We start from the raw sequence: 13076 nt of genomic DNA, 5'->3' as shown, positions 1-13076 counted from the left end.
TCGTGTTCGCTCAGTGCGCCACGGCTGCGGCGCCGTGCTCGTCGATGAGGTGGCCGGTTTCGAACCGGTCGAGGGCGTAGGGGGCGTTGAGCGGGTGGGGTTCATCGTTGGCGATCGTGTGCGCGAAGGTCAGTCCGGCGGCGGGCGTGCCCTTGAAGCCGCCGGTGCCCCAGCCGCAGTTGGCATAGAGGCCCTGGACTTCGGTCTTCGACACGATGGGCGAGGCGTCGAGGGTGACGTCGACGATGCCGCCCCAGGTGCGCAGCACGTGGGCCCGGGCGAAGATCGGGAAGAGTTCGACTGCGGCGGCCAGCTGTTCCTCGATGACGTGGAAGCCGCCTCGTTGGCCGTAGCCGTTGTAGGAATCAACCCCGGCACCCATGACGAGTTCGCCCTTATGCGCCTGGGAGACGTAGACGTGGACATGGTTGGACATGACCACCGTCGGGTGCACGGGTTCAAAGAGCTCGGACACGAGGGCCTGCAGCGGGTGGGACTGGATCGGCAGCCGGATGCCGGCCATGTCAGCGAGCACCGAGGAATCTCCGGCCACGCACATGGCGACCTTCTCGGTGGCGATGTGGCCGCGGGTGGTCTCGACACCGACGACCTTGTCGCCGATGCGCTCGATCCCGGTGACTTCGCAGTTCTGGATGATATCGACGCCCATCTCATCGCACTTGCGGGCGAATGCCCAAGCAACGTGGTCGTGCTTGGCGATGCCTGCGCGCGCCTGATAGGTCGCTCCCATCACCGGGTAGCGCAGATCATCGCCGATGTTGATGATCGGGCAGACTTCCTTGACCTGCTGAGGATCGAGCCACTCGGCGTCGACTCCGTTGAGTGCGTTCGCATTCACCCGTCGCTGGGACTCACGCACGTCCTGCAGGGTATGGGCGAGATTGAGCACGCCGCGCTGGGAGAAGAGGAAGTCGTAGTCGAGTTCCTCGGGCAGCTGTTCCCAGAGTTTGAGCGACTTCTCGTACATGGCTGCGGACTCATCCCACAGGTAGTTCGAGCGGATGATCGTCGTATTGCGGGCCATGTTGCCGCCGGCCAGCCAACCGCGTTCGAGGATCGCGATGTTGGTCATGCCGTGGTTCTTGGCCAGGTAGTAGGCAGTGGCCAGACCGTGCCCGCCTCCGCCGATGATGACGGCCTCGTAGGACTTCTTTGGTTCCGGGTTGCGCCACAGGAAGTCGGGGTGTTCAGGGAGTTGATCAGCCATCAGCGTGCTCCGATTTCGTTCATGGTGGGGTAGAGCGGGTGGGCGGTCGCCAGAGCCGACACACGGTCGCTGAGCTCGGCGATGACCTGCGGTTCGGCACCGGTCTGGGCAGCACCGGCCGTGAGCACCTCGGCGATGATGTCGGCCACCTCGGCGAAGGCAGCGGAACCGAATCCACGGCTAGCCAGGGCCGGGGTGCCGATCCGCAGACCGGAGGTGACCATCGGCGGACGCGGATCGTTCGGCACGGCATTGCGGTTGACGGTGATGCCGATCGAGGCGAGCAGGTCTTCAGCCTGTCCACCGTCGAGGACGGAGTTGCGCAGGTCGACGAGAACGAGGTGGACGTCGGTGCCGCCGGTGAGGACGGTGATTCCGAGGTCGGCGACATCGGATTCGCCGAGGCGTCGAGCGAGTTCCGCTGCACCGGACAGAGTCCGCTGCTGCTTCTCGACGAAGGTCTCGGTGGCGGCGAGGCCGAAGGCCACGGCCTTGCCTGCGATGACGTGCTCAAGCGGCCCACCCTGCTGACCGGGGAAGACGGCGGAGTTGACCTTCTTCGCGATGTCAGCGTCGTTGGTGAGGATGATCCCGCCGCGGGGACCGCCGAGGGTCTTGTGCGTCGTCGAGGTCACGACGTGGGCATGTGGGACCGGAGAGGGATGCAGCCCTGCCGCGACGAGCCCGGCGAAGTGAGCCATGTCGACCATGAGGTAGGCACCGACGGAATCGGCAATACGGCGGAATTCGGCGAAGTCGAGCTGGCGGGAGTAGGCCGACCAGCCGGCGACGATGAGTTTGGGCTGGTGTTCCTGGGCGAGGCGATCGACCTCGGCCATATCGATGCGGTTCGTATCCTCGCGCACACCGTAGGCGGCGATGTTGTAGAGACGACCGGAGAAGTTGATCTTCATGCCGTGGGTGAGATGCCCGCCGGCGGCGAGGTCGAGACCGAGCACGGTGTCTCCTGGCCGGATGAGTGCGTGCATGACAGAGGCGTTTGCCTGAGCCCCGGAGTGGGGCTGCACGTTGGCGAATTCGGCGCCGAAGAGTGACTTGACGCGGGCGATGGCGAGACGCTCGACCTCGTCGACGTGCTCGCAGCCGCCGTAGTAACGACGACCGGGGTAGCCCTCTGCGTATTTGTTGGTCAACACTGACCCCTGCGCGGCCATGACGGCGGAGGCTGTGTGGTTCTCCGAGGCGATCATCTCGAGTCCCTCGCGCTGACGAGCAAGCTCCGCATCGATGAATCCGGCGATCTGCGGATCAAGCTCGGCGAGGGAGGTGCTCAGCTCGACGGGCTCTCTGCTGGCGAAGTCCACGGACGAGGGCGCGAGCGACTGAGCAGACGGCTGTGCCTGCGACTGGCTGAGCGACTCGAGAGGCTCGACGAGCTGTTCTGTCATGTGATCTCCTTCGACCATTTGATCGTCAACTAATATATCAGATGCGTTCCTGTAGTCTATGACGAGAAAACACGAAAGTGCAATGGGTGATTTCAGGAGAGTGAGAATGTCGTCGTCGGCTACCGCAGCGTCACCGAGGTTGTCCCTGGCCGAACGCGCCTATGAGATCCTTCGGCACCGCCTCATCATGCTCGACATCGCCCCCGGTGACCCCATCAACGAGGCGGCCCTGAGCGCAGAGCTCGAGGTCGGACGAACCCCGATCAGGGAAGCGCTCAAGCGTCTGGAGAGCGACCATCTCGTCGTCTCCTACTCCAGACGCGGAACCTTCGCGAGCAATGTCGACCTCAAAGACCTGTCGACGATCTCTGAGATGCGGGAGGTCCTCGAACCCATCGCCGCCCGCAAGGCCGCCCGCAACCTCACTCCCGAACGTCGGCAGGAGTTCGAAGCGACGATCGCCGATCTGCGTGCGCTGAAGGAGACCGATGAGCCGCGAGCCCTCATGGAGCGCGACCTCGAGGTTCACCGCCTCATCTATTCCTCGGTCGACAACCCGCATCTCATGGAGACCCTGGTGCGCCTCGACGACTTGGCGACTCGGATCTGGTGCCTTGTCATCCCGCGAATTCCAGACCTCATCGGCCACATCCGCGAGCACATCGATCTGCTCGAAGCGATCCTGGAGGGCAAGGAGTCGGCCGTCGAAGCTCACGCCGCTGAGCATGTCCGCGAGTTCGACAAAACCCTGCGCGCCGCCCTGCGCTGAGTTGCGCTGAGCTGTGCGCCGCCCTGCGCTGAATTGTGCCGCCCCGCACTGAGTTACGCTGAGGCTCGGGAGTCAGCTCCCAAGGGAGCCGCCAACCGCCAGCCGCCCCGCGCCCGGGCCAACGGCACTGCCGCCAGCCGCCCCGCGCCATGCGCCATGCGCCGCCGCCAACCGCCTCGCGTCCCGCCCCGCGTCAACGGTTGGCAAGTTCGCTTCGAAAAATCGCTCTTGATCGACACGAACTTACCAACCGTTGTACCAACGCCCTGCCAGAAGGTGCGAAAAGGCCCTGCGGGACTTGATCGTCCCGCAGGGCCTTCGCCAATGCCGCGTTTTCCTGCCAGCGTGCTGCGCGACCCGATACCGGATCGCGCCGCCGCAGCCAGTCGGCCGGAGCCGGGTTCGCTACCGGCTGGAGACGCGGCCGAACATATTTGCGATCGGTGCCAGCAGCATCGGCCTGGCGGCGAACCAGCCACCGACGACGACTGCCAGCGAGACCACGAACCAGATGAATCCGACCCAGTTGTCCGCGTGCGTGCCTGCGAACATGTGGTTGAGATTCTGCAGGATCCCCGTGGTGAACACGAGGAACACGTGGATGAGGACGAACACGACGAAGAAGATCATCGTCGGGAAGTGGATCGCACGAGCCAGCGGTGCGGGGTAGAACTTGTTGAGCTTGGTGGCATCCTTCGGCCACCATTCGCTCATCCGCACGCCGGTGATCGCAGCAAGGGGAGCCGCGATGAAGATGACGATGAAGTACATGAGCTGCTGGAGCGAGTTGTAGTTGACCCACGCGTTCTCAGCGGGCCACTCGAGAGTCATGTACTGCAGCATCGCGGATACCGCATTCGGGAAGACTTCCCAGCTGGTCGGCACGATCCGCGCCCAGTGTCCGGAGATGAACAGCAGGACGACGAAGACAACACCGTTGGCCAACCACAGCAGGTCCAGGCTCGTGTGCAGCCACAGGTTGATGCTGACCTTCTTACCACCCTTCTTCGGGGTGTAGAAGGCCGGCGGCTTCTGCTGGTGACGTACCTGCAGACCCGAACGGATGATGAGCACGATGAAGAAGATGTTGAGGAAGTGAGTCCAGCGGGCCCACGCGGGGAACCCTGGGTCGACGAACTCGGGCAGGTGGTATTCGCCCGGGTAGCGTTCGAGGAACTCGGGCACACCGGGCAGAGTCGTGACTCCGCGAGCCGCGAGGATGATGATCCCTGCAGCCACGATGAGTCCCCCGAGCCCGAGGCCACCGAGCTTCGCCCACTGACCCACGGACTTCGAACCGATCATCGTCGGTTCCTTCTTCTTCGCGGCAGCAGGCTTGGCTGCGGCCGAGCTCGAAGCAGAGGCCGATTTCGCCGGTGCGGAGCTCGATTTCGCGGCAGTCTTGGCTGCCGGCTTGTCGGTGACCTTGGCTGCTGGCTTCGCAGTCGGCTTGTCCGTGGCCTTGGCGGCAGGCTTAGCCATCGGCTTCCGCTGCGCCGGTCCTGTGGACTTCGGCAGTCCGGATCGGGAAGGCTTGTCTTCCGCCGAGGTGGCGCCCGGCTTCTCATCTGAGCTCGACGAGGCAGCCGCGGCACCGGCCGCACCTGCACCCACGGCTGCGGCTCCCGCGGCGGCGGCCGGAGCTGCCGAGGAGGAGTCGGAATCCGACTGGGCGGAAGTACCTGCCTGGGCAGACGAGTCTGCTGCTGGCTTCTCAGCCTGGGCAGCAGAGTCCGCGTCTGTGGCAGGCGGCGTCGAAGCGGCGCCGGTCGACGTGCTGTCGGCGGAGTCTGCACTTGATGTGTTCGCGCCAGCCGAGCCAGAAGTCGAGGCAGCTGCAGAAGCAGAGGTGGTGCCGGCACTTGCCGGAGCGAAGCCCTCGGGCGGCCATGGGTCGCCACCGGCGACGCGCGGCAATCCGCGGCGAAGCGGTGTGTCGCTGAGTTCGCCGGAGGACTTCTTCCCGGACGCGGCAACCGCCGCACCAGCGCCGACAGCACCACCGGCGACACCGGCAGTTGCCGCAGCGGCTGGAGCCGCCGACGACTTATCGGCCTCAGCAGGCTGTTCACCTGCTGGTGGAGCTACTTGATCTGTCGATGCGCTTGAGGTGTCGGCGGCCGGAGCAGCCGCAGCTGCCGGCGCCGATGAGGATGCAGATGTGGCCGAGGCGGCTTTCGCCCCAGCCGGAGCCAGACCTTCTGGTGGCCACGGATCTCCCCCGGAAACACGAGGCAGTCCCCGACGCAGAGGAACGTCGCCAGCAGGCGCAGGCTCGGTCCCTGCGGGCTCGGTCGCTGCGGACTCAGCAGGTGCGGACTCAGTCGGCGCAGGCTCAACTGCAGCAGGTTCATCGGAAGCGGCTGCGTCCTGAGCGCCGGAGCCAGATGCCGCTGCGGCTGTGCCGACAGCGGCTCCTGCACCCGCGGTCGCGACAACGGCGGCCGGAGCAGCAGAGGACTTCGAGTGAGCTTCCGACTCGCTCTCGGCATCCGAAGCGGCTGGCGGCTGCCCGGAGACAGAGTCGGCTGAGTCAGTTGCATCAGAGCTGCTGGAAGGAGCCTTCACACCAGCAGGTGCAAGGCCTTCCGGCGGCCACGGTTCGCCGCCTTCGACGCGGGGCAGACCACGGCGCAGCGGAACCTCACGGCTCGCCTCGGCGACAGATTCGGTCGACTCAGACGGCTGCTCCAACGTCTCAACGGGCGCTGAGCTCTCAAAGGATCCTGGGCTCTCATCGGACCCCGAGCCATCAACTGAATCCGCTTCCGCATTCGAATCGGTGGCAAAGGCGGCCGTACCAGCAGCTGCACCCACCGCGCCAACGGCAGCACCAGTTCCAACGGCAGCACCGGTCCCGACGGAACCGGAATCGTCGGCGGGCCCTTCGGTCTCAACGGCCTGCTCGGCGACTGCGGGTTCATCCGCGTCTACCGAGCTATCCACCTCGGCGCTGGCGTCAGTGGAATCCGGCTCGACGGATTCGTCCGGGGCAGCCGAATCTTCCGGCTCGAAGGACTCTTCCGACACAACTGAGGTGCCCGGCTCGAGCGGCTCACCGATGACACCTTCAGGTGGCCATGGATCACCGCCCTCAACTCTGGGCAGACCCGAGCGCAGCGAACTGGAATAGGTGGCCATATCAGGACTGTTTCGCTTTCAAGGTCTCGATCGACTGCGGGACGACCTTGAACAGGTCGCCGACGACGCCGTAATCGGCGATGTCGAAGATCGGCGCTTCGCCGTCCTTGTTCACAGCGACGATGGTCTTCGAGGTCTGCATGCCGGCCTTGTGCTGGATCGCACCGGAGATGCCGAGTGCCACGTAGAGCTGCGGCGACACAGAGACACCGGTCTGTCCGACCTGGTGGGACTGGGCGATGTAACCGGCGTCGACAGCAGCGCGTGAGGCACCGACTGCGGCACCGAGGACATCGGCGAGTTCGCCGACGAGCTCGAAGGACTCCTCTGAGCCGACACCGCGGCCACCGGAAACGACCTTCGAGGCACCGCGCAGCTCAGGACGAGATGACGTCTCGACGACAGCATCAAAGGAGTCGATCTGGGCCGAGCGTTTGCCGGAATCGGCAACCTCGAGGGCCTGGGAGTTCGCCGACTGCGCTTCGCCACGGGTCTCGATGGATCCCTGACGGACGGTGATGACCGGGGCACCGAAAGTCGGTGCCGACGAGGCGGTGTAGCCACCACCGTAGACGGAGTGGTTGGCCACGACGCCTTCGCTGTCACGCTCGATACCCAGGGCATCGACGGACAGTGCCGAACCGCTGCGGACCGCGAATCGTCCGGCGATGTCGCGCCCGTCGATCGAGTGCGAGAGGAGGACGGCGTCGGGGGCAACGAGATCGCTGGCGGCGCTCAGGGCGTCGACGGCGAAGGTTCCGAGAGAAGAGTTGCCCTCGGGGACCTCGGCTGTGAGCACCTGCACGGCACCCAATGATGCGGCCTGCTGCGCAGCCGCCTCGCCCTGACCGGCAGGTGCGAGGACCAGTGCGACGGGCGAACCGATCTCACCGGCGCCGCCGAGCAGCTCACCAGCAGGCTTCTCCAGCTGACCTTCGGCATCGGCGGTGAGGACGGCGAGAATGGAGTCTTGTGGGAATTCGGACATATCGATTCTCCTTAGGCCAAGCGGTTCTTGATGAGGTATTCGGCGAGCTCTGCTCCGCCGTTTCCTTCGTCGACGATCTTCTCTCCGGCTTCACGCGGCGGTTTCTCGGCTACCGTGACCATGATCGATCGTGCTGTGGACTGGTCGTTGGCATCGACCTCGAGGTCGGACAGGCTGATGACCTCGAACGGCTTCTTCTTCGCCGCCATGATCCCCTTGAAGTTCGGGAACCGGGCCTCGGGAAGCGCCTCGGTGATGGAGATGACGGCTGGAAGCTCCGCGCTGACTTCCTGCTTGCCGCCCTCGACTCCGCGGGTTCCTGCCACCTTGCCGTCGCTGATCTCGACCGCGGTCAGGCCGGTCACGTGCGGGAAGTCCAGATGCTCGCCGAGCATCGCGGGAATCATGCCGCCGTTGCCGTCGGTGGAGACGTTGCCGGTCACGACGAGGTCGAAGCCGCCACGGCGAATGGCTGCTGCCAGGACCTCGGCAGTGAGGCCGAGATCGGCACCGAGGAGCTCCTCGTCAGACACATGCACTGCGTTGTCCGCGCCCATGGCCAGGCCCTTGCGGATCGTGGCGGTCGCGGTGTCGGGTGCCATCGAAATGACGGTCACCTCGGTTCCATCGCTGCCATCCTTATACGAGAGAGCGACTTCGAGGGCACGCTCGCCGATTTCGTCGAGGACCGCTTCCGAAGCGGAACGATCCGCCAAACCGGTCTCCACATTCAGTTTCCGATCCCCATATGTGTCCGGGACCTCTTTGACCAACACCGCGATCTTCAAGGATGACTCCTATTCCGTGAGGCAATTCATCTGCAAATGAGACTTCTGCCTCATAATCTACAGTTAGCACGTTCTCGTCCGACACCCGGGTCCGCGAGGCAGCCCGGAAAAGTACTCAGTCAGACATCCTACTTCCTGTGTGCCGCAGCTAACATGCTTATTGTACGAACGTTCGAACAAATTCTACCCGCACAGACCGATTGCGCCCTCATCGTGGCGACTCAAGCGATTGCAGAAGGAGTGAGCGCGCGCTCAAGGAACGGGCCCTAGAATGGAGCCACCGACTGTGACCAGGCAACGACTGCCCTTGGGAACGGAAGTGACCCGGTGAGTCCGACGCCCGCATCAACGCTGAAGGAGCGCCTCGTGGCATTCGACCTCGACGACATCGACCGCAGCATCATCGCTGCTCTTGTCGACGACTCGCGCCTGAGCGTCCGCCAGCTGGCCGAGCAGGTGCACATCTCACGCTCGGCCGCCCACAAGCGCTTCTCCGTTCTCGTCGAGTCCGGGGCGATCAGAAAATTCACCGCCGAGGTGGACCGCAGTGCACTCGGCATGACCGTGACGGCGGTGGTCGTCGTCAAGATCGGTGATCGGCCATGGCCAGGGGTGCGAGACGACCTCGCCGAACTGCCGTTCGTCGAGAAGGTCCAGGCCGTCAGCGGTGACATCGATGCCCTGGTGACCGTGAATGCCCCCGACAACACTGCACTGTCCCAGGTGATTCTGCGCAGGATCCACGAAGTCCCGGGTGTGGTCTCCTCCCGCTCGCTGCTCATCCTCGATGAGGCGGAAGGACACCGTCCCGGTTCGGGTCACTGATCCTCGGGCTCAGCCCTTCTGGTAGTCCCGGATCGCCTTCTCGGCCATGTCCACTCCGTACTTCGCATCGGCGTATCCGGCGATCGTGGCCTTGCCGTGCGGGTAGACGTGCCCAGCCTTGGCTGCAGGCAGATCTTTGAACACCGCAGAGTCGAGCATCTTCTGTGTCAGTTCGTCGTACTCTCCGCGCATATTCGAGGTGACGAAGATGATGTCGGCATCGGACAGGCTCTTGTCGAGGACCTCCATCGAGATCTGTGCCTCCGGCTCTTTGATGCCCGACTTATTTCCGCCCTGAGTGGCTTTCGCGTACTTCTTGATGGACTCATCCTCTTTGGCCGACCAGTCGAATCCGAGTGGCGTGAAAAGGGAACCGACCATGTTCTCACTGCCCCACAGATAGGCGGAGTTGTCTTCGTAGGAGGAGACGACGCCGAGCTTCGTGCCCTCGATGGCGTCACCGTATTCCTTCGCGATCCGCTTCTGTTCGGCTTCGAAGTCGGCATCGAGCTTCTCGAGCTGGTCGGTCTGGTTGATGGCGTCGGCGACTTCTTGGACTCGCTGCTGCCAGTTCGCCCGGTCGCCGCCGCGCAGGGTGAATTGGTAGACCGGCGCGATCTCCTCCATCTGCGTGATCATGTCCGGCTCAAGGATGTTGGGGGCGAGGATGAGGTCGGGCGACACCTCGGCGAGCTTCTCCAGGTCGGGCTCTTCCTGGGCCACGACCGGAATGTCACTGAGTTCATCCACCCAGTCCTTGGGAACGGTGGGCTCTTGGTAGCTGCCCTGCCCGACGGGAGGCAGTTCGAGGTCCATGAGGGTCTCGGTCGCAGCGTAGTGCAGGGTCGCCACATTCTTCGGGTCGGCAGGGACTTCGACGTCGGCGCCGCTGGAATCAGTGACAGTGCGCGTCTCGGCGCCGCCAGAGGCCTCGGAGTCACCTTTTCCATCGCCTGAGCACCCGGCGAGGAGGCCGACGCTCGCCACTGACGCGATCACAGCTGTGATGATGCGATTGAGTTTCATGTGTTCCTTTCAACGTCGAGCCTGCGGCTCGCGACTGATGAACCCTCTAGGGCAGAGGGAAGATTCAGGCCCTGCGGGCGATGACGGCGCTGCGGAAGCGTCCGAACCCCCACCCGATGTCGACGACCTCGACCGCAGCGACACCGAGATCGCTGAGACATTCGCGCAGCTCCTCGCTCGTCCATGACGCATTGCCTGTCATGGCGTATGTTGCGACGAGCTCTTCTGCCTGATGATCATCGAGCTCGGCCTCGTCGGTGAGGGGTTCGACGATCACGATGCTGGCGCTGGATTCGAGAATGCGTGCCAGGAGAGCCTGTGCTTCTGTGCGGCAGCGTCCGGTCAGGCCCGCGAGCATCAGGGTGCAGTCGACGACTGGCCAGGGCTGATCGCCGCCGACGCTGGCGGTGCCGGGAATGTAGACGCTCCGGCCGGACTCCGGTGCCTTGCGCGTGAGGGCGGCCGACACCTCGGCTCCGGCATCACCCGCCAGGGCAACGCTTGCAGCTGTGGCAATGGGCTCGAGCTCGAGGATGATATCGAGGACGTAGCGCAGGTGATCGAGGGTGTGAGATCGGTGAGCGGTGTCGAGGGCGGCATCGACTCCACGCTGGGCCCTCCAGGTGGGAGCCTCGCCCGCCAGGGTCAGAGCCTCGCCCGCCAGGGTCAGAGCCTTGCCCGCCGAGGCGGGTGCGGGCTTGGCGCCATGTCCGTTCCTGAGAACGTCGAGCAGATTGACGATTGAGAACAGATCTCGAATTGCTGGATCGTCGAGATTGAGTCCGTCCCCTGCGCCGTCACCGATGAGCACCGCGCCGGCCTGGGTGTTGCGATACGCTGCACCGTCACGTTCGAGGAGTCCGAGGGCACACATCGCAGTGAGGACGACGCGTGCGCCTTCGGTATCGATGCCGGCCGCCGTGGCGATCGCCTCGGCGGTGGTGATTCCTCCTGCCACGAGATCGCCGATGCCGAGAGTGACCGCGATCCGAGTGATGATCGGGGGCAGGATCTCGGTCATCTCGTGGACGTTGCCGACGATGCTCTGGCTGCTTTCGGACACGTCCGCGACCTCATCGCCGCCTGCGGTGGTCACACCGTCGGACGCAGCGGCTTGGGAGGTGGCGGCCTGGGAGGCAGCGGTTTGAGAGGTGACGGTTTCGCTCGTGGCATCTCCAGCAATCTCGCCCGATGCCGACCCGGTCTTCGTGACGGCGGATACCTTGCGCCAGTACCCGATCACTTCGACGTCCTCCTTGGGCAGGCCGAGTTCGCGGCGCAGGTGACGGCGGATGGGCGCGATGGTCAGGGCCTCGCCTGCGCACCACGCGTAGGTTCGCCCGACCGGGAGAACCAGGTTCTTCACGGCCTCATACATGAGGGTGGAGCCCCCAGGAGAGGTGCCGCTGCGGATCAGCCAATCGATCTCGACGTCTGCGGCGGTGGAGATCTCCTGGATGTCCTCGGCGGTCGGGACCTCGACGATGACGTGTCCGCTTGTGCCGACAGGTGCAGTCTCGAGCCAGCGGCGAACTGCGGGCAGGGCGGTCTCATCGGCCACGAGCAGGTGGAAGTCGATGCCTTCGCTGATGCCGGCGCTGGACTTCGGGCCCGCGAACTTCAGAGAGTCGCCGACAGAGGCGCTGAAGGCCCACTCAGCGGCAAGGCCCGAGTCGTGACGGACTACGTCGACGGTAAACGAATTCGAATCTGCATCGACACTGCTGACCGTGTAATCGCGGGTGAAACGGAGAGCTTCTCGGTTCCAATTGAACCGGAAATCCCCCTGCTCACCGATGTCGAGGGATTCGGTCTCGGGAGTCGGTATGACGAGCTTCACGTGATCGTCGAAACCCTCGGAGAGGAATTGCGGCCGCGGCATCCCGTTCACCACACCTGCCGACAATTGGTCGCCCGCTACTGTCAGGCGCCGCATGTTCGGCGTGATATCCGCGATGCCGGTGACTTCCACCTCACGCAGGACGATCGGCAACACCTGCATGGGCCTGGAAGTACGCGGCATGAATTCGGCTCCGAGGGTCTCTTGACGGATGAAACATCGAGACCAGGGGTTCGCAGCTTCAAGCAGGTGTCAACCGCCTTCATGCACACAGATGCCCATTGAGTCTCATAGGTCAGCCTAACCTAAGTTAGAAGCGGCTCACAACTGATCATTCGCGGCTTTCGTCGCCCAACACCGCGATGTCCGTCGCCGAGGAGGCCCTACGTTGCGCTCAGTGTTTTCCTGACTGCCCGGATCGTCAGGTCAAGAGCTAGGGCGCGGTTTCCTGGGTCTCGACGTCCAGAACGAGAACTCACATCGAAGAGATGCCCCGAGCCGATGGTCAGGAAGACATACATCGCGGCCCATTCGACCGGCAGATCAGGGGCGATGGACCCATCGGCCTGGCCCCTGCCGATCACCGCCTCCAGGGGGTCCCGCTCACCCGGCGTCGACGTGTCGAAGCCCGCAGCATCGGCGCTCGGTTCGCCGTCCGCCTCACCCTGACGCTCAGGTGCAGCCTCGGCGAAGGAGTCATCGGTGATGATCGGGTTGTCGGCAAACATGAGGGTGAGGGCATCGGGGATGGTGAACAGCTGTGCACATACGCGCTCCACGGCCTCGAGACCGGGGCCGACGTGAGGGCGAGCGCTCACGAGGGCATCCATGAACTGACGCGCCCCCTGCCGCGCCACCTCGGCGATCAAGGTTTCGCGGTCACCGAAGTGCCGGTAGAGAGTCGTTCGCCCGACGCCGATGTCATTCGCAATCTCGATCATCGACGCCTGAGAGTTCTCGGCCAGCACCGACATCGCCTCTGCTACCAGGGCATCTTTCCCCAGCCGGCGCATTCCCCTGCCCCCTGAACTCACCACAACCACTCACCCCTTCGGCCAGCCT

The 13076-nt window shown here is 64.3% G+C and carries 10 protein-coding genes; 2 read left to right on the top strand and 8 right to left on the bottom strand.

The features are described 5' to 3' along the window. Nucleotides 1-10 precede the first annotated feature (10 nt). Both JTF07_RS17250 and glyA read right to left on the bottom strand, forming a co-directional pair. On the bottom strand, nt 11-1228 hold the full coding sequence (locus tag JTF07_RS17250) for a sarcosine oxidase subunit beta family protein (RefSeq protein ID WP_204235434.1): 1218 nt from the start codon (nt 1226-1228) through the stop codon (nt 11-13). Continuing rightward, entirely contained in the window at nt 1228-2637 is a 1410-nt protein-coding gene (glyA, locus tag JTF07_RS17245; RefSeq protein WP_204235433.1) for a serine hydroxymethyltransferase, read from the bottom strand. The genes JTF07_RS17250 and glyA overlap by 1 nt, the downstream gene beginning before the upstream one ends. A gap of 106 nt (nt 2638-2743) precedes the next feature. On the opposite strand from glyA, the gene JTF07_RS17240 reads away from it, so the two are divergent. Continuing rightward, the gene (locus JTF07_RS17240; protein ID WP_204235432.1) at nt 2744-3406 is read left to right on the top strand and encodes a GntR family transcriptional regulator; all 663 of its coding nucleotides are present in this window, start codon (nt 2744-2746) and stop codon (nt 3404-3406) included. 405 nt (nt 3407-3811) lie between these two features. Here JTF07_RS17240 and JTF07_RS17235 read toward each other — a convergent pair whose 3' ends face one another. From JTF07_RS17235 to JTF07_RS17225, 3 genes are read right to left on the bottom strand one after another with little or no spacing between them, the layout of a single operon-like run. After that, entirely contained in the window at nt 3812-6547 is a 2736-nt protein-coding gene (locus JTF07_RS17235) for a cytochrome b/b6 domain-containing protein (protein WP_204235431.1), read from the bottom strand. Between the two features lies 1 nt (nt 6548). Further along, complete coding sequence (locus JTF07_RS17230; RefSeq protein WP_204235430.1) at nt 6549-7535, bottom strand: electron transfer flavoprotein subunit alpha/FixB family protein; 987 nt, start codon at nt 7533-7535, stop codon at nt 6549-6551. An 11-nt stretch (nt 7536-7546) separates the two neighbouring features. Then, the gene (locus JTF07_RS17225) at nt 7547-8323 is read right to left on the bottom strand and encodes an electron transfer flavoprotein subunit beta/FixA family protein (protein WP_204235429.1); all 777 of its coding nucleotides are present in this window, start codon (nt 8321-8323) and stop codon (nt 7547-7549) included. A gap of 366 nt (nt 8324-8689) precedes the next feature. Between JTF07_RS17225 and JTF07_RS17220 the strand changes: the two genes are divergently transcribed. Beyond that, nucleotides 8690-9148, top strand: a complete 459-nt coding sequence (locus JTF07_RS17220) for an Lrp/AsnC family transcriptional regulator (RefSeq protein ID WP_204235428.1) — start codon at nt 8690-8692, stop codon at nt 9146-9148. A gap of 9 nt (nt 9149-9157) precedes the next feature. Here JTF07_RS17220 and JTF07_RS17215 read toward each other — a convergent pair whose 3' ends face one another. From JTF07_RS17215 to JTF07_RS17205, 3 genes are all read right to left on the bottom strand, one after another. Further along, nucleotides 9158-10174 (bottom strand): ABC transporter substrate-binding protein, encoded by a 1017-nt coding sequence (locus tag JTF07_RS17215; RefSeq protein ID WP_204235427.1) that lies wholly within the window; start codon nt 10172-10174, stop codon nt 9158-9160. Nucleotides 10175-10238: 64 nt separating this feature from the next. Next, a complete protein-coding gene (locus tag JTF07_RS17210) occupies nt 10239-12197 on the bottom strand; it encodes a siderophore-interacting protein (protein ID WP_204235426.1) in 1959 nt (652 codons plus the stop codon). Nucleotides 12198-12397: 200 nt separating this feature from the next. Further along, the gene (locus tag JTF07_RS17205; RefSeq protein WP_204235425.1) at nt 12398-13027 is read right to left on the bottom strand and encodes a TetR/AcrR family transcriptional regulator; all 630 of its coding nucleotides are present in this window, start codon (nt 13025-13027) and stop codon (nt 12398-12400) included. Between the last annotated feature and the right edge of the window lie 49 nt (nt 13028-13076).

The sequence above is a fragment of the Brevibacterium sp. RIT 803 genome, from assembly GCF_016892625.1.
Classification (GTDB): Bacteria; Actinomycetota; Actinomycetes; order Actinomycetales; family Brevibacteriaceae; genus Brevibacterium.
The sequence above is the reverse complement of the archived record's forward strand: the minus strand, read 5'-3'. Positions and strand labels throughout refer to the sequence as shown.

Bases quoted from the DNA above. Each gene is read 5' to 3' on its own strand.
- glyA (WP_204235433.1), bottom strand. From the start codon at position 2,637: ATGACAGAACAGCTCGTCGAGCCTCTCGAGTCGCTCAGCCAGTCGCAG.
- JTF07_RS17210 (WP_204235426.1), bottom strand. From the start codon at position 12,197: ATGCCGCGTACTTCCAGGCCCATGCAGGTGTTGCCGATCGTCCTGCGT.
- JTF07_RS17235 (WP_204235431.1), bottom strand. From the start codon at position 6,547: ATGGCCACCTATTCCAGTTCGCTGCGCTCGGGTCTGCCCAGAGTTGAG.
- JTF07_RS17240 (WP_204235432.1), top strand. From the start codon at position 2,744: ATGTCGTCGTCGGCTACCGCAGCGTCACCGAGGTTGTCCCTGGCCGAA.
- JTF07_RS17250 (WP_204235434.1), bottom strand. From the start codon at position 1,228: ATGGCTGATCAACTCCCTGAACACCCCGACTTCCTGTGGCGCAACCCG.
- JTF07_RS17205 (WP_204235425.1), bottom strand. From the start codon at position 13,027: ATGCGCCGGCTGGGGAAAGATGCCCTGGTAGCAGAGGCGATGTCGGTG.
- JTF07_RS17215 (WP_204235427.1), bottom strand. From the start codon at position 10,174: ATGAAACTCAATCGCATCATCACAGCTGTGATCGCGTCAGTGGCGAGC.
- JTF07_RS17230 (WP_204235430.1), bottom strand. From the start codon at position 7,535: ATGTCCGAATTCCCACAAGACTCCATTCTCGCCGTCCTCACCGCCGAT.